Below are 16410 nucleotides of genomic sequence, written 5' to 3' on the forward strand. Positions count from 1 at the left end.
TATGATAACAAGACTATTATTATTGGCAATGCTCCTGCCGCTAGCCGGCCTGTCACAGGTGCAGGCGCAGGCAGACGGACGCTACATTGAAGTGACCGGGACATCCGAGATTGAGATCGTGCCGGACAGGATTCACTACATTATCGAAATCCGTGAATACTTCGAGGAGGAGTTTGATGGCAGGTCCAAACCGGAGGAATATCGTACAAAGATCTCTTTGGACCGGATCGAACAGGGACTGCGGGAAGTGCTGCATGACGCGGGTATCTCTCCGAATGCCGTCCGTACGCAGGAGATCGGTGATTATTGGCGTAAGCAAGGGCAGGACTTTCTGGTGGCCAAGACCTTCGATATTACGTTACTGGATTTCAAACAGATTGATGAAATCCTCAAACGTATGGATACCAAAGGTATCCATACCATGCGCATCGGTGAACTGGAAAACAAGGACATGTTGTCCTACCATCAAAAAGGAAAAATCGCGGCCTTGAAAGCGGCGCAGAGGAAAGCGTCCTATCTGGTGGAGGCATTGGGTAAAAAATTGGGACCGGTAATACGTATTGTAGAAGACGAAGCAGGTAGCAGCCTTCCTTTCTCACAGAGTAACGTGCTGTCCTCCAATGTCGTTTCATTTGATAGTTTCCGTACAATTAAAAAGAAATACTCTATGCTTGTGCGGTTTGAGATTGCGGATTGAAAGGAATCGTAACTGCCTGAATATAAGGAATAATGTCGTATACTGCCATTGCCTTCAATAACTTGGTATGAAATTCGAGGAGGATCTTGAATCTAAATTCCAATGTTCTACCATATCGGATATTCATAAATAAACAAGCCAACCTATTCTACCACATAAAGTAACAAGTTGGCTTGTTCTAAATTAATAACATAAATAAAGCCAAGGCATTATTGTCATCATTAACAGCATCAATAACAAAACATAAAGCAATATCCGTAGTGTATGGTTCGGGCATTTCTTTGTAACAAAAGCCGATACCATCTTTATGTGTAACAAGATATGAATGGCAAGCAGAGTGACCAATACAACTCCCGCCCACAAATGAATATTACCCCAATCATGCCTTCCCAAGCCCAGCAAATGTGAACACCATGGGGTAGCGTCTTGGAATCTTACAGCATGGCGGGAAGGAATTACTATTTCCAATATGAAGCCACTTATACTTACCAAAGCCATTGCCATCAGCATGACAAAGTCTATGATAATATTAAGCGGCATCTTATTCTTTCCGGACATCATTCTTTATGGCTATGTCCATGACATTCATGATGATGTTCATGGGATGAACAGCCCACTCCCGAATCTGTAAGTTTCCCGCTTAAATAATCAGCGGCAACTTCCAATAGATTACCCGAACAGCCTCTTATGACTTTGATATGGTGGGACGTAAGTACATTCAAGGCACCTTGCCCCATATTTCCTGCCAGCATAACGCTGACTCCCATGTTTTCCAATTCTCCTGCGATATTGGATTTACATCCGCATCCTTGCGGAGAAGGAATAGTCTCGCTACTTAGAATCTGGTTGTCTTGTCCTACTGTCAGGATTGTGTAATACTCACAATGACCGAAATGGTTATCGACTACATTGTCTCTGGTCGGAATAGCAATTTTCATCATAATCTCATTTTTATTAATGTTAATATTACTTGCGCTTAAGTCATCGGAGTGGCATACCGGACATTCCATCTTGCGGATTTTAAGCGTGGGATTGATATTGTTGAATAAGAAACCGCATGCTCCGCAACGGAACCATTCACTGTCAGTGTACGCTGCTCCGCCTTCTATCATTATGGTAACACCACGAACCAATGCCTTGGCAATCTTTCGCCTTGCGCTGACATATATCCGACTTAGTGTCGGACGTGATACTCCCATTGAAACAGACGCTTCCTGTTGGGTTTTCATTTCATAATCGCATAACCGTATCGCCTCATACTCTTCAAAATGCAAGAATATGGTATTCTTACAACAACCGTTCAGACCTATCGGCTTGAATCCTGCGGTAACGGGCATGTCATTAACTTTACGGATGTTCTTGGGACGTGGTGACATTATATATATTGTTTTTGCTTGCAAATATAATGAGCAAATGCTCAAAATAAAAATAATAGTTTCTCTTTTTTATAGAATAAATCTCTTCCGAAATAAAGCCACATGCCGAACGACATATAAATGGAAGCCGCCTTTCTGTAAAATATAGAATTCCGCCTATGTTCGCAGGCGGAATCCCATTCCCCGGAAGTGTTCTCTCTTACACCAACTCTCGCCAGTCAACTCCGCCATTGTTCCTTTTCCCTTCTTTTTTCAAAGGTCGCGGGTTTCCATCTTCATCCAGGTTCTCTTCCAGCAGTTTATTCACGGCTTCCTCATTCCCTACCTGGGAAATGAAAAGATCGAACAGACTGGTATTGCGGATAGCGAACAGCGTCCGTGCGGCACTGCTCCTTTTGTCCGCATCCTGGTCCGCCCCGTTCACCCTCATCAGCACATCCCCGACAAGGCTGAACTCCTCCAGTGTAACCGCCTGCGTAATCACTTCCGTTTCCGGTAATGCGTTGTCCAGTTCTTCCTGCTCCTTTCGAAGGAGTTCCATCTCCTCCAGCGGAAGCAGACATTCCACATCCTCTTCCCGGATTTCCTCATCCTCACCGATATAGTCCGTCCCCTGTTCCAGCGGCTGACTCATATAGGGGGCCACCGTCTTCCCAGCATTCTCGTCAAGATAGACGAAGCGTGTCTTTCCCATCACTTCTTTCTCATCCGCCGGCTCCGGTGACATCGATATCATTTGCTCTTTTTTCACCGGCGTGTACAGCAGGTCACACAGCTCATGTACTTTTTTCTTTTGTCCCCATACCTTATATAACAGGTAAGCAGCACAGCCGACCCTCACCGACAGATAGACGAGTCCTTCCATACCATCATTTCTTTAAATTTTCGATGACACGTCTCATCAATGATATCCCGGTACTTCTCCATATGCTCCGCCAACACATTGTTCACGAACGTGGGTACAGATATTCCCGGCGCAATGACAGGAAGAATCCCGGTCAATGTCTCATACAAGGATTCATCAATATAGGTTTGTCTCCTGGCTCCGGTCATTTTCCGGGTCAGGAACATTTCTCTGTAAACACTCGCATTTTCCATGCCTTTCAATAAATCTTTGTTTTCCATATCTTCTTCTTGCTTGAATTGTTTCAAAACCGGACCGGCTTGCAGACCGGTCGTTTCCTCTACAGAAGTCTCGATAGCGTCCGGTTCCGGAATCCCGTTATTGGACAAGGCTTCAATCAGGATCTCCCCTAAATTTTCCGGAATATCCATCTTTGCGAAATCAGGAAAGAAATCCGCATCGTCAGGGTGTTCTTTGAATTCTGCCGGAAATACGGTTTCCATATAAGTCGTATCACGGACTGACTTCCTCATATCCGTTTGCATCGGGGGGAGAGCCCCGCCTTTCCTCAACCAGTTCCTGCCTGCTTTCATTTTGAGAACCTTGTACAGCAAATATGTTACAAACAGCAGGACTGGATAAATAAACAGATGTTCCATAATCTAATGCGAATTTTGGGTACTCAAGCGAACCATTTCATCCAGTTCTTTTTCATACACTTCCAAATGATGGTCAAGCACGTTGTCCAGAAAAGCGGGAACAGTCATGCCGTCACTGAGCAACGGCAGAATCCGTGCAAGCCTACGGTAGGTGTCATAACAGATATAAGTCTGCTTTCGATGGACAGCAATCTTACGGTTGAGAAAATTTTTTCGGTACTCTTGTATCTTCTCCGGAAGTGAGGTTCCGCTTCCGGCCGGTTCGCAGGAAACAGGAAGCGGTTTGTCCGCATCTTCCCGTACGGACGGGAAAATATCGGTTTCCCTTGTGGTCTTTTCTTCCGCAAAAGGAGTCTTAGGAGTGCCCTCGGCATCCGTACCGTTGGCCATGAACTCTTTCAACCGTTCCTCATTGACATTGAATATGCCCCTTTTTTTCATGTCTTGTCGGATTTAAGATGGATAATCCGTTCGATCTCCCCGGCCAGTACATCCATATTGCTCCCTTTCAACAACTTTTCCGAAGGTGGAAAGTAGGTGCTTCTGAAAAATGTCTGCCCGCCGGAGGAGGTCTCTTTGTTATAACGTTCCATGTCCGGCATGACCGTCGAGAGCGTCTTCAGACCGATCTTCTCAAAAATCTCGTTATAGTGACGGTAAACCTCTCTGGAGACACGTCCGTCAATCTTGTTCCAGAACAGTAGGATCTCTTTTAACGGTGCTTCAGGATATTGCCGGATGAAATCCCGGAGCGTCGCCACGAAAGACAGGCTGCTCTGCATGACCATCCGGTCCTGCACGACTGGCGTAAACACATAGTCCATGTTGATGATGGCCTCAAGGATTCCCGGAGTATTCACCGTTCCGGGCAAATCAAAGAAAAGGATATCACTGTTCCCCGACAACCGGTCTGCTGTTTCCAGTACCTTGCCGGGCCCGGAGGTAAGGACCGGATAGGCTTTCTTCCCCGTCCGTTCATACTGCCTGCACAACAACTGTTGGAGGAACTCGCTTCTCTCGACGTTTTTCATGTCACGGGAACGTAGCGCCTGGATGCTGAACTGGGGATAGTCGCAATCTATAACCGCGACATTCTTTCCCTTCACATAGTGGAAATAACTGGCAAGCAGCACCGTCATGGTGGACTTGCCCACACCGCCCTTCTGGTTGCTCAAGGCGATGAATGTGCATCGTTTGCTCATAAGCTTTCGAATTGTGGGTTAATAATCGTTTTAATGTTCTCGCTGTTTCTTCTTTTCAACGGCTTGTCGGGTTCATGGGACATGGCACGGTACGGATGGCATATTCCGGCCTTGTTATCACTACAGAATAACATCCTCATAAGATATGAGGGGCTTGTCTCCCTACCGGATGATGGCACAATATTACCGTCATACTTGAAAAACGGAAGATTGTCATATAGGTACAGGCTGTCATGCCTGTACCCTCCCGGCATATTGTCGCCAAATGGCCGTATCATTGTATTTTCTCTTTTCATGGTTATCATTCCGTTTTTTTCTCTTGACACAATAACATAATATTTTAAAAACATGCCGTGGACAGAGGATGACCTGCCGGTAACACGGGTATATTTTATCAGCACATCGGAAGATAGTTTCCCTGTCACAATCCAAAAGTAATGGCTATTTCCAAGACTTCCGCCAATATTGCCTAGCTCTGACATCAGATGTCGTCAGATGTCATCAAATGTCATACTGGGGTCTGTTTTACAGCTTGTTGCATCCCTCTATTTTTGCAAAGTCAGAATCACGCAATGAAGGAAGAAGGAGTTCACGGACCACGGCACGCCGCAAGCGTCGCGCTGCAATCCGACCATAGGAGGATTCTCTGTTCAAACGAACAGAGCAAGTTGTGTCCTTGTCCGACAAAAAGTCTTTTGTCCGACAAGAACCAACTTGCCCGCCCAGAGGGGCGGGGGAATCCGCTCCAAAGTCGCGGATTCTGGAAGAGAAAAAAGTACAAACCAAAAATCTCATGTGTATGGAGAAAACAACAGGGACAAGGACGGGCAGAAAGCCTAAAAATGATCCGACGGACCACAAGTACAGTTTCCGCCTGAACGCCGAGGAGAACACAAGATTTGAACAGTTGCTGGCGGATTCAGGAGCCGGCAACCTCACGCTGTTCATCAAGAAATCCATCTTCTCGGGACAGATAAAGGTCGTGAAAATAGACAAGGCGACGATGGACTATTACATCAGGCTGACAGAATTCCACAAACAGTTCCAGGCTGTAGGCAACAACTACAACCAGGTGGTACGTGCCTTGAAGAACAATTTCGGGGAGAAACGGGCGAGAGCGTTGCTCTATAAACTGGAAAGATTGAGTCTTGAGCTGATGCTCGTCTGTAAAAAGGTCATGGCGCTAACCCAGGAATACGAGCGGAAATGGTTGCAAAAATAAGTCATGGCATGAGTCTTTACGGAGCACTTGCATATAACTATGAGAAGGTAGCGGCTGGTACGGCTGAGATCCTTTCCGGTAACCGTATGATTTCCGACCGGCTCGGATTGCCAAGCGAGGATATACGCCTGGCATTGCTCTCTTTTGAGAATTACCTGCTGGCAAACCGCAATACGGAGAAGCCCGTCCTGCACATTTCCCTTTCCCCAGCACCGGAAGACCAGCTGACCGACGGGCGGCTGGCAGAACTGGCGGAACGTTATATGCAGAAGATGGGGTATGGGAACCAGCCTTACATCACCCACAAACATACCGATACCCACAATACCCATATCCATATTGTCAGTGTCTGTGTGGATGAACAGGGGAAAAAGATCAGCGATGCCTACGAGCATCGGCGTTCCATGACCGCCTGTCGGGAACTGGAAGTGGATTTCGGTCTGCGAAACGGAGCGGATGCGGAAAGGCGGAATCCAAAAGCGGAACTAAGAAAGGTGGACGCCCCCTTGGGAGATGTCCGCCATCAGGTAGGCAATACCCTTAAAGCCGTATTGGAAAGCTATCGTTTCCAAACCTTCGGGGAATACAATGCGCTGCTTTCCACGCTCAACATCGAGGCGAAACAGATCAGGGGAGAATACAACGGTACACCATATACCGGTATTGTCTATTCGGTCACGGATGATACCGGCAAGGTGGTCAGCCCACCGTTCAAGAGTTCCCGATTTGGGAAACGCTTCGGAAATGAACAGTTGGAAAAGCGGATGCTGATGAATCTGAAAGCTCTCAAAGACGAGAAATGGGCCCCCTCCATACAGGCGGACATCGTTCGTGCCTTGCGGCAGGCGGATTCACGGAAACGGTTTGTGGAACTGCTCAGGCAAAGGCGTATTGATGTGGTCTTCCGCGAGAATGAGCGGGGACGTATCTATGGTGTCACCTTTATTGATCACAACCATCGGGAGGTATTCAACGGCTCACGCATGGGCAAGGAGTTTTCTGCCAATGTGTTCAACGACTATTTCAAATGGTTGGAAAACATACCTGAAAAGGAACGGGGCGGACATTCCGCTACAGAACTTTGGCAGCATCACCGTCACGAATCCTCTAGCACGCTCGAACTGGCGGCAGGCATTCTCTCCTTGGAAACCAATCCGCGGGATTACGAGGAGGAAGCCTTTGCACGCCGCATGAAGAAAAAAAAGAAGACCGGACGCAAGCGTGGCATTTAGACAAAACAAGTATCAACCCGTTTATTCACAATTTTTATGCAACAGGAAGACGATTTGAGGGCTCTCGCCAAGATAATGGAGTTCGGCAGGGCCGTGAGTATTTTTCTTTTGGTGGTACACGTTTATGTGTACTGCTATCCAAGTATCACCGCATGGCATCTGAACCTTGAGGTGATAGACCGGATTCTGATAAACTTCAACAACACGACCGGAATTTTCAACTGTATTCTCTGGAGCAAACTGTCGGCTGTGCTTCTGTTGGCCGTTTCCTGTCTGGGTACGCACGGGGTCAAAGGTGAAAAGATAACCTGGCCTAAAATTTATGCGGCATTGGTGGCAGGATGCGCATTGTTTTTTCTGAACTGGTGGCTTCTTGAACTGCCATTGCCACACATGGCAAATACCGCATTCTATATTTTTACTCTTACGGCAGGCTATCTCGCCCTGTTGATGTCGGGGTTATGGATGAGTCGCATTTACAGGCACAACCTCATGGAAGATGTGTTCAATATGGAAAATGAGAGTTTCATGCAGGAAACCCGACTGATGGAGAATGAATATTCGGTAAACCTCCCGACGAGATTCTATTATAAAAAACGCTGGAATAACGGATTTGTCAATATTGTCAATATTTTCCGTGCCTGCATGGTTATCGGGACACCGGGCAGCGGCAAATCCTATGCGATAGTCAACAGTTACATACGTCAGCTTATAGCCAAAGGCTTTGCGATTTACATCTACGATTACAAGTTTGATGACCTGTCCACCATCGCCTATAATTCTTTGTTGAAAAATATGGACAAGTACGAGATCAAGCCCCGGTTCTATGTCATCAATTTTGACGATCCGCGCAGGTCTCACCGGTGCAATCCCATCAATCCGGAATTCATGACGGACATTTCCGATGCGTACGAGGCGAGCTATACGATAATGCTCAACCTCAATCGCACCTGGATCGAAAAACAGGGGGACTTCTTCGTGGAGTCCCCTATTATTCTGCTTGCGGCAATAATCTGGTATTTAAAGATTTACAAGAGCGGTATTTACTGTACGTTTCCCCATGCGGTGGAACTGCTCAACAAACCCTACTCAGACCTGTTCACCATCCTGACCTCTTATCCGGAGCTGGAAAACTACCTTTCCCCCTTCATGGACGCATGGAAGGGAAATGCCCAGGACCAGCTCCAAGGCCAGATAGCCTCGGCTAAAATACCCCTTACGCGCATGATCTCCCCACAACTCTACTGGGTGATGACCGGTAATGATTTTTCATTGGATATCAACAATCCGAAAGAACCCAAACTGCTCTGCGTGGGCAACAATCCGGACAGGCAGAACATTTATTCGGCAGCGCTCGGATTATATAATTCCCGTATCGTCAAGCTTATCAACAAGAAAAAACAGCTTAAATGCGCCGTTATCATTGACGAGCTTCCCACCATCTATTTCCGTGGGCTTGACAACCTGATCGCGACGGCGAGAAGCAACAAGGTGGGCGTGCTTCTGGGTTTTCAGGATTTCAGTCAATTGACACGTGACTACGGAGAAAAAGAATCCAAGGTCATCCAGAACACGGTGGGGAATATTTTCAGCGGACAGGTGGTCGGTGAAACCGCAAAAACGCTTTCAGAGCGCTTCGGCAAGGTGCTTCAGCAACGTCAGTCCGTATCCATCAACCGTCAGGATGTATCCACATCCATCAACACGCAGCTAGACTCGCTCATTCCCGCATCAAAGATCGCCAACCTCTCACAAGGCACGTTTGTCGGGGCTGTGGCGGATAATTTTGATGAGAGGATAGAGCAAAAAATATTTCATGCCGAAATTGTCGTGGACCATACCAAGATCAGCGCGGAAGAAAAGGCTTATCAGAAAATCCCGGTCATCAACGACTTCAAGGACAGGAACGGTAACGACATCATGATGCAACAGATACAACGCAATTACGACCAGATCAAGGCGGATGCTCAGGTTATTATCAATGAGGAGATGCGGCGTATCAAAAATGACCCTGAACTCCGTAAACGACTAGGTCTGGAAGATGAAAAAGGAAAGGACCCCGACAAATCATGACAAGTGGAGGGGTAATTGAAGAATTTATACCCCGCCTGATCGGATTATTGAAAAAGATGCCGTATATTTGAAACTTGAAATAGAGAAATAAGGCCGGTCTCGACAATTGGGACCGCCATTATTATACATAAGTCGCAAGACGTCTCGAACAGGAATCTGACAAATTCAAAAACACAGAGGCTATTGCGTGAGGCTTATGCTATACCTTATAGCATGAGCCCATGCGGGTTTCTGTGTTGGGCTTTGTCAGAGCCTCTGTTCGAAATAAGCATGGGTTTCATGCTTTTTTAACAAGAGGTATGGCAAAAATTCAAGTTATCATGGCACTCACTCTGGACGGGTTCCTTCCGCATGAAGACGAGATGCTTATGCGATGGGTGAGGGAAAACAAACGGTATGGTTTCCCACGCTGGCAGCGACAGGCCACATTCCACATCTACCCCCATTACGGTTTGATGGACTTGCTGAATGTAAAGGAAAAGCATGACAAGGATTGTATTTATCTGGCAGGAGTGGGAGATGGAGGAAGTGCGGAATATGCCGATGGACTTTTTCGGTATAATGTAATAGTCAAGACTTGTTCTGACATTTGTTTTACTATCGGACAAAAAAACTGTCAGATGTTTGTTGCGAAGTTACACAAGTTTCATCATCCTCACAACCGAATGAGATTTTATCCTGCTCATTCGGTTTTATCATTTCCTGATTTTGCAGTTGATACTTTCTTGCCACAGCGATTCCTTCGATAAAAGTTTGCATGGGCGTTTTCCCGAAACAGTACTTTCCAGAGTGTGTTCTTTGGGTATTGTAGGAGTTCATCCACATATCAAGGTCTGCTTGCAGCTGTTCGATAGAGGTATAGATTTTCTTTCTGAATGCAATAGCATAGAACTCATTCTGCACGGTTCTGTTAAATCGCTCACATATACCGTTTGTCTGAGGGCTTTTCGCCTTAATCTTAGAATGATCAATGTCTTCCACAGCCAAATACAATTCATACTCATGATTTTCTCTGTTTCCGCAGTATTCTGTTCCTCTATCTGTTAGCATACGCATCAGTTTCAAGTCATGCTGCTCGAAAAAAGGAATAACCCTATCGTTAAGCATATCGGCAGCAACAAGCGCATTCTTTCTGTCATACAACTTGGCAAATCCGATTTTGGAGTAAGTATCAATGACGGTCTGCTGATAAATGTGTCCCACACCTTTGATATATCCTACATAATAAGTGTCTTGGGCAAGTAGAAAACCGGGATAATAAGTTTCTATCTCTCCATGAGCCTGCTTTTCTTCTTTTGCTTTTTCCAATGCCGCCACTTGGTTCTCATCAAGGATAATGCCCTCTTGTTCCACTTTGGCTGACAATGCTTTCAGGCGTTTCTGGAAGGTCTCCATATCGTGCCGTAGCCAAATGGAACGCACTCCGCCCGGCGAAATAAGAATACCTTTCTTACGTAGCTCATTGGATACACGGACTTGCCCCAATGCAGGATTGTCTATCGCCATCTGTACGACTGCCTGCTCGATGTGTTCTTCCACACGGTTCTTTATGACAGGCTTACGGCGAGAAATCTCCTGCAAGGCGACTTCACCGCCTTGTTCATACAACTCTTTGAAACGATAAAAACTGTCACGACTGTAGCCCATAACCTTACAAGCACGTGATACGTTTCCTAACTGTTGGGAGAGTTCAAGCAATCCCAGTTTGTTCTTGATGACCTTTTCTGATGTTGTCATAACTTAATCTGTTTTCTGTTACAAATTTATTCTTTTTATACGTAACTGTCAGATTAAGTCTTGACTAATTCAGGTATAATCTGGTGGATGAGACAGAACTTTTTCTGCTGCCCCTTTCTTATGGTGGTGGAATCCCCTTGACGGGAGAATTCCGGTCTGCCCGCTGGAAACTTCTTGGCTGCAAAACTTTCTCCAACGGAATCTGCCGGCTTATGTATAAACGAAACGGATGAAGATGCTATCTCAACCCATACCTTTCCATTTTCTTGTATAGCGTCGGACGGCTCATTCCCAACATTCTCGCCACACGACTGATCTTACCTCCACATTCTTCCAGAATCTTCCTTATTAGTTCTTTCTCTTCTGCTTCTTCCATCAAGCCTTTTTTACATTTTTCGCCTGTCCTACAGATGGTCGCATTAAGATTCAGATCTTTATGGGTTAACAATGGAGATACCGCCAACAGGACAGCACGTCTTATCCGGTTGTCAAGTTCACGCACATTGCCCGGCCATGAGTGGGAAAGCATGGAGATTTTGGCTTGTTCGGTAAAACCGGAGGTCTCCACACGTATCTCTTCTGAATGTTGCTCACGAAAGAAGTCAGCCAGTGGTAATATATCTTCCGGGCATTCGGAGAGAGAGGGCTGGCGTATCTCAAACTCGGCGAGACGGTAGTACAGGTCCTCCCGGAAACGTCCCTCCCGTATGGCACGCTCCATATCCTCGTTGGTGGCCGACAATATCCGTACATCGGCTTCAAGTTCTTTGCGGCTGCCTACTGGACAATACACTCTTTCCTGTAATACCCTGAGCAGCAGTGTCTGCATTTCGGGAGGCATGTTTCCGATCTCGTCAAGGAAGAGCGTACCGCCCTTGGCCGTCTCAAAATAGCCGGCAGTATCCTTTTTCGCATCGGTAAATGCCCCCTGCACGTGGCCGAAGAACTCAGATGCGGCAAGTTCCCCCCGGATACAACCACAGTTCACCGCCACAAAAGGCTTGTCCTTACGCCCGCTATGCTGTTGGATCAGCTGTGCGACAGATTCTTTTCCGCTACCGTTCGGTCCAAGGATCATGACGGAACAATTCAAAGGAGCCACACGACAAGCTATCCGCTCGGTCTCCCGGACCGCCCCGCTAAGCCTTTTCATTAATGATTTCTTCGGGGGAACGGAAACTGGCAGGCCGATCAATCCCCGTAACAGTTCCATCAGTAACTCCTCGTGGACAGGCTTGGGCAAGTAGTCCTTTGCGCCCAATTTGACGGCACGCACCGCATCTGCAATGGAGGCATGTTCGGTCATCACCACAAAAGGGATATGTAACCCTTGGGAGATGCTCCATTCCAGTAAGCTGATGCCATCCCCTTCGGGAAGGCGAACATCTGTCAGTACCAGCGCCACGTTATTCCCCTTGATTTTCCGGCGTGCCGAAGGCTCATCTATGGCCGTCAATACCCCGTAACCGGCTTTCTGTAGCCATCTCTCAAGAATATCGCAAAGAATCAGGTTGTCCTCCACGATCAATAAAGTTTTTTTCATCCCCATCATTTTTCTTTCTTAATTCATTATTTACTTCGTCTATCAGTAACCGTATCTGTTTCATAATTCTCATCGTGTACTCTCTGACCGTCTCGTCGCTCGAGATCCTGTCATGCAGGAGCATCCGATAACCGGACAGCACATCGTTGGCCCCTAACAACTCCCAGACCGGAGCCATCCGGTGTACGATCCTCCGCATGGCTTCCCGGTCGGTTTTTCTCAAAGCCTCCTCCAGTTCGGCAAGATCCTTTTCCGACTCTTTTGCGACAAGACCGAACATATGACGACGGTCGTCCGTACTTTCCATCAGACGGGAATAGTCGAACGGGGACATGCCGGCGCTTCTACCCTCCGTAACGGAGGAGATAAAGGCCAGTAGTCCTTTTGAAGAGAAAGGCTTGTGTATGCAACCGCAAAAACCGGACTTCATATACACGCCCGAGTCCCCGTCCCCCCGTGCCGTCATGACAGCGACCGGAACGGTACGGGAATTTCCGATATCCGAGTTACGCAGTAATCTCAACAAGCCGAAACCATCGGTCACGGGCATCTGTATATCTGTCAATACCAAATCATAATCCAAGCGGTTGAGTGCTAGAATGGCTTCTTTTGCATTTTGACAGGTCGTGCATTCCACCCCGTTGCGCCCGAGCATGTCTTCCGTTATTTTCAGAAGGATGCTGTCATCGTCCACTACCAGTACATGTTTGGGAAGTATCGTCGCAGATTGTACCGGAAGCTCCTCTGTTTCCGGTTCTTCTGTCGTTTCCGAAAGGGGAAACGACAGGCGGAATGTTGTACCTTTACCTGGTCGGCTCTCTACTTCAATGCTTCCGTCCAGTACCTTTACAAGAGCTTTCGTGATAAAAAGCCCAAGACCGAAACCTTCCGAGTTTATCTCCTGCGCCGCACGCTCGAACGGACGGAAGACACGTTCCAATGTCTCCTCATCCATACCGATACCGGTATCACCGACCTCCACATATAATCTTCCCGCCATATACTCGGTATGGAAACGGATCGTACCCGACAGGGTGAACTTGATGGCGTTTGTCAGCAGATTGTCCAATATTTGTTCCAATTTGTCCGCATCTCCTCTCACTGTAATATCGCCGACATTCTTATGCCGGTGCTCGAACAGCAAGGCCCGGCCACCCGCCTTGCGGGCATATTCCTTCGATATGTTGTCAAGCAAGTTGTTTAGACGGAAAGGAACCTCGTTACGGGTATCCTTGGTCTCATTGATCTTATAAACATCCATCAGGTTGTTCACCAGATTCAGTATATGGCGGCAGGAATGGCGGATGTTCTCCAGATAGCCTTCCCGTTTTTTCTTTTCACGGGTTTCCGAGGCCAGCTCCACGCAGTTGTTGATATTACCCAATGGTCCCCGTATATCGTGAGAGATGGTCAGGATGATCTGTTTACGCATACCGAGCAGTTCCTCGTTCTCACGGTTTATCCTTTGGAGCTGTGCCCGCCCTTCCCTTTCTTTCCTGATGTCATGCCGTATGATCAGGAACGAGATGAATAGCAAGGAGGAAGCGGAGACGATTACCAAGACAAACAGCTTGAAAGAAAAATCTCCGGCTTCCGTGATTTTTTCCTCACGACTGATGAACGCCGCCTGCGCTTGTCCGTCAAGATGGGTGATGAGTATTTGCAACTTCCGGTTCAAGGCCTTATTCTGTATGCGCAGACTGTCGGTATAAATGTCTATCCGGCGTTCACGTTCCTCTTGCATGGCGATCAGCTTCTCATTCAAATCTTGCAGTCCTTTCGATGGCTCGAAGACCTGTACGCTCCTTTTTCCACCGAACCAACCGGCAATCCCTTTTTTCTTTTGAGTGACTGTCCGGGTACGAACCGCTTCCCTGATAACAACAGGCAGACGATTTGCGAGTAGACTGTCCGCTTCCCCCTGTCTGGTAATGGTCTCCATAATGCGGAGCAGGTGTACCTCCTTGGCTTCCAATAAATGGCATAGGGAGTCTATCTGCTTTGGCAGGACGAACGTGCCACAACTCACTTTCAATATTTGTAACAAGCTGTCCGTTTGCAAGCGTTTTCTGCGATACTCACGAAAATCGGTATCCTCCCAGACTATGACGGACTCTCCATAGGTGGCAAGCTCCGTGATATAGCGATGCGCCGTACTGATGTCATGGCGTATCCTGCGTATCTCCGATGTTTCCGTTTTTATTTCACGCATGCGGCTCCGTTCGTATAACAAGATGGAAACCATACCGCAAACAGCCATGATCAATATCATATACCCTAAAAGAACCTTATGCTGTAATGAAGCTTTCCTTGCTACCATAAATAGATTTTTATTTTTTTTAATACGCAAATAGATTTTATCAGTTTTTAATATTCACAAGATCATTCGTCACAAAAAATAAAGGCAACGTCTACTTTCCCAAGCAGGCCGTTGCCTCGTAAATTCCCTATCTTTTGATAGAGAATTTACTTATGACCTGATTTTACGTGTACATAAAAGTTCAGATCATGTATAGGGTCATTCTTCATCTCTTAAAGCCTCTCAATTTTTTCGCTTGGAAATATATCAATTACTATCATCACTCTTATCCAAGGGTAAATAAACATCACCATCCCAATTGGGATTGACGGTTACCTGAAGTACGTACTCCATTGTTGTCAATTTTTCATAATCGCCAAGTATCTTATAGTACTGATTCCGCTTAAAACAGATTTGAAACGGGTTCTTGCCCGAGTCCGGATTTTCGGGATCCACTGGTGTCTCCTCACCTCCCGGGATAATCCCGGTCCCATTCCCGGCATCACCCGGGATGGAGCGTAATTGAGCGTTTGCACTGCCTCCTGTACCTCCATTCTCGTCTGTGTCAACATCGCCATCTTCCTTTTTCTCTCTTACTTGTAAACGGCAAACGACTTGTTCCTCTTTTCCATCCTTGTCTATCGTTATGCGCAAACTAAGGGAGGTGCATACCGCCAATAGATTCGAGCCTATTATTTGTATATTATTATTCTTCACATCTGCGATATTCCTTTCCCATGAACCGATTACAAAATGTTCAAAACGTCCATTCCTTTTCATATCATAAGCCGAACGGAAATCATCGTACAGCCGTGCCTTTACCCGGGTATTAATGGAATCAGCAAGCAGATCAATTCGTTTGACTTCAGGCGCTACATTCTCTAAGTTCAGTTCTATCCCGGCAACCCCTCGATACAACCAACCGGTCAATTTCTTTGGGTTCTTGCTATCATAACGAAAGACGGTATCCGTATCCTGATAAACGACATTACCAAAAAACAGTTCCGGGGTTTTATATTCATCTTTGTCTAGCAACGTTATTTCCGCATGATTAAAATAGGAGTCGTTCAACTCAAACAACCGCTTTTCTCCTTGTTCTTCCGAATAAGCCACGGCCGTCATTCTGTATTCATACTCACTCTCCAAGGGAATTTTTCCTGTCGCCGTGAAACGAGGTTGTCCATCAGCGCCTGCATTCCCGGTCCGATGGGCAGGTAATACCAACTCATTGGCTCTTAAAAAGCCCTCCCTGTCAGTCTCGTATGTTTGGTCGGCCGGACGCTGATAAATATATACTTTTACTCGATCCACGTAAATCGGGCGGGTATTGGTTTCACCGGGGTTCCCCGGCCCTACCGGATTCGTTCGGGTGGTCAGTTCGTTACCACTGGAAGTAAAGTTAAACTCCACCGGCACCTCAACGGTTCTCTTTTCCTCCTCCCCCGGTTGTTCTTCCGAATCGCAACCTGTACTTAACAAGCCTAAACATAAAAGACTTATCATATATAATATCCGCTTCATCGTAT

General features: G+C 46.7%; 15 protein-coding genes and 1 pseudogene. 5 read left to right on the plus strand and 11 right to left on the minus strand.

The features are described from left to right. Window position 1: 1 nt before the first annotated feature. Window positions 2-697 (plus strand): SIMPL domain-containing protein, encoded by a 696-nt coding sequence (locus CI960_RS16070; protein WP_008778556.1) that lies wholly within the window; start codon window positions 2-4, stop codon window positions 695-697. A 183-nt stretch (window positions 698-880) separates the two neighbouring features. Here the strand turns inward: CI960_RS16070 and CI960_RS16075 are convergent, their stop codons facing one another. From CI960_RS16075 to CI960_RS23240, 7 genes are all read right to left on the minus strand, one after another. Then, on the minus strand, window positions 881-1258 hold the full coding sequence (locus CI960_RS16075; RefSeq protein ID WP_008778557.1) for a DUF4405 domain-containing protein: 378 nt from the start codon (window positions 1256-1258) through the stop codon (window positions 881-883). Then, on the minus strand, window positions 1255-2073 hold the full coding sequence (locus CI960_RS16080) for a DUF134 domain-containing protein (RefSeq protein ID WP_008778558.1): 819 nt from the start codon (window positions 2071-2073) through the stop codon (window positions 1255-1257). The genes CI960_RS16075 and CI960_RS16080 overlap by 4 nt, the downstream gene beginning before the upstream one ends. Before the next feature lie 199 nt (window positions 2074-2272). After that, the gene (locus CI960_RS16085; protein WP_034530597.1) at window positions 2273-2938 is read right to left on the minus strand and encodes a DUF4122 family protein; all 666 of its coding nucleotides are present in this window, start codon (window positions 2936-2938) and stop codon (window positions 2273-2275) included. After that, window positions 2911-3576 carry a DUF3408 domain-containing protein gene (locus CI960_RS16090; protein ID WP_229038712.1) on the minus strand — a complete coding sequence of 222 codons (666 nt, stop codon included), beginning with the start codon at window positions 3574-3576 and terminating at the stop codon, window positions 2911-2913. Before CI960_RS16090 ends, CI960_RS16085 begins: the two co-directional genes overlap by 28 nt. Before the next feature lie 3 nt (window positions 3577-3579). Further along, window positions 3580-4017: a DUF3408 domain-containing protein gene (locus CI960_RS16095; RefSeq protein WP_008778561.1), complete on the minus strand. Its 438-nt coding sequence runs from the start codon at window positions 4015-4017 to the stop codon at window positions 3580-3582. Further along, window positions 4014-4778 carry a ParA family protein gene (locus CI960_RS16100; protein ID WP_008778562.1) on the minus strand — a complete coding sequence of 255 codons (765 nt, stop codon included), beginning with the start codon at window positions 4776-4778 and terminating at the stop codon, window positions 4014-4016. The genes CI960_RS16095 and CI960_RS16100 overlap by 4 nt, the downstream gene beginning before the upstream one ends. After that, on the minus strand, window positions 4775-5260 hold the full coding sequence (locus tag CI960_RS23240; protein ID WP_128616953.1) for a hypothetical protein: 486 nt from the start codon (window positions 5258-5260) through the stop codon (window positions 4775-4777). The genes CI960_RS16100 and CI960_RS23240 overlap by 4 nt, the downstream gene beginning before the upstream one ends. A 317-nt stretch (window positions 5261-5577) precedes the next feature. On the opposite strand from CI960_RS23240, the gene mobA reads away from it, so the two are divergent. The 4 genes and pseudogenes from mobA to CI960_RS23975 form a co-directional block, all read left to right on the plus strand. Beyond that, window positions 5578-6000 (plus strand): conjugal transfer protein MobA, encoded by a 423-nt coding sequence (mobA, locus tag CI960_RS16115; protein ID WP_008778563.1) that lies wholly within the window; start codon window positions 5578-5580, stop codon window positions 5998-6000. After that, a complete protein-coding gene (mobB, locus tag CI960_RS16120) occupies window positions 5985-7232 on the plus strand; it encodes a conjugal transfer protein MobB (protein ID WP_094582487.1) in 1248 nt (415 codons plus the stop codon). The genes mobA and mobB overlap by 16 nt, the downstream gene beginning before the upstream one ends. A 36-nt stretch (window positions 7233-7268) precedes the next feature. Then, a complete protein-coding gene (gene mobC, locus CI960_RS16125; RefSeq protein ID WP_008778565.1) occupies window positions 7269-9305 on the plus strand; it encodes a conjugal transfer protein MobC in 2037 nt (678 codons plus the stop codon). 221 nt (window positions 9306-9526) lie between these two features. Next, window positions 9527-9883, plus strand: a pseudogene (locus CI960_RS23975) (hypothetical protein); the annotation flags it as partial. A gap of 19 nt (window positions 9884-9902) precedes the next feature. Here CI960_RS23975 and CI960_RS16135 read toward each other — a convergent pair. The 4 genes from CI960_RS16135 to CI960_RS16150 all read right to left on the minus strand — a co-directional run bounded on the left by CI960_RS16135 (window position 9903) and on the right by CI960_RS16150 (window position 16405). Continuing rightward, window positions 9903-11042 carry an IS481 family transposase gene (locus tag CI960_RS16135; RefSeq protein WP_094582489.1) on the minus strand — a complete coding sequence of 380 codons (1140 nt, stop codon included), beginning with the start codon at window positions 11040-11042 and terminating at the stop codon, window positions 9903-9905. A 238-nt stretch (window positions 11043-11280) separates the two neighbouring features. Beyond that, window positions 11281-12585 (minus strand): sigma-54 dependent transcriptional regulator, encoded by a 1305-nt coding sequence (locus tag CI960_RS16140; RefSeq protein WP_034528045.1) that lies wholly within the window; start codon window positions 12583-12585, stop codon window positions 11281-11283. Next, on the minus strand, window positions 12530-14905 hold the full coding sequence (locus CI960_RS16145; protein ID WP_008778568.1) for a hybrid sensor histidine kinase/response regulator: 2376 nt from the start codon (window positions 14903-14905) through the stop codon (window positions 12530-12532). Before CI960_RS16145 ends, CI960_RS16140 begins: the two co-directional genes overlap by 56 nt. A 246-nt stretch (window positions 14906-15151) precedes the next feature. Then, window positions 15152-16405, minus strand: coding sequence for a hypothetical protein (locus CI960_RS16150; protein WP_008778569.1), 1254 nt, complete (start codon window positions 16403-16405; stop codon window positions 15152-15154). Between the last annotated feature and the right edge of the window lie 5 nt (window positions 16406-16410).

This window comes from Parabacteroides sp. CT06 (genome assembly GCF_002257605.1).
GTDB classification, from domain to species: domain Bacteria; phylum Bacteroidota; class Bacteroidia; order Bacteroidales; family Tannerellaceae; genus Parabacteroides; species Parabacteroides distasonis.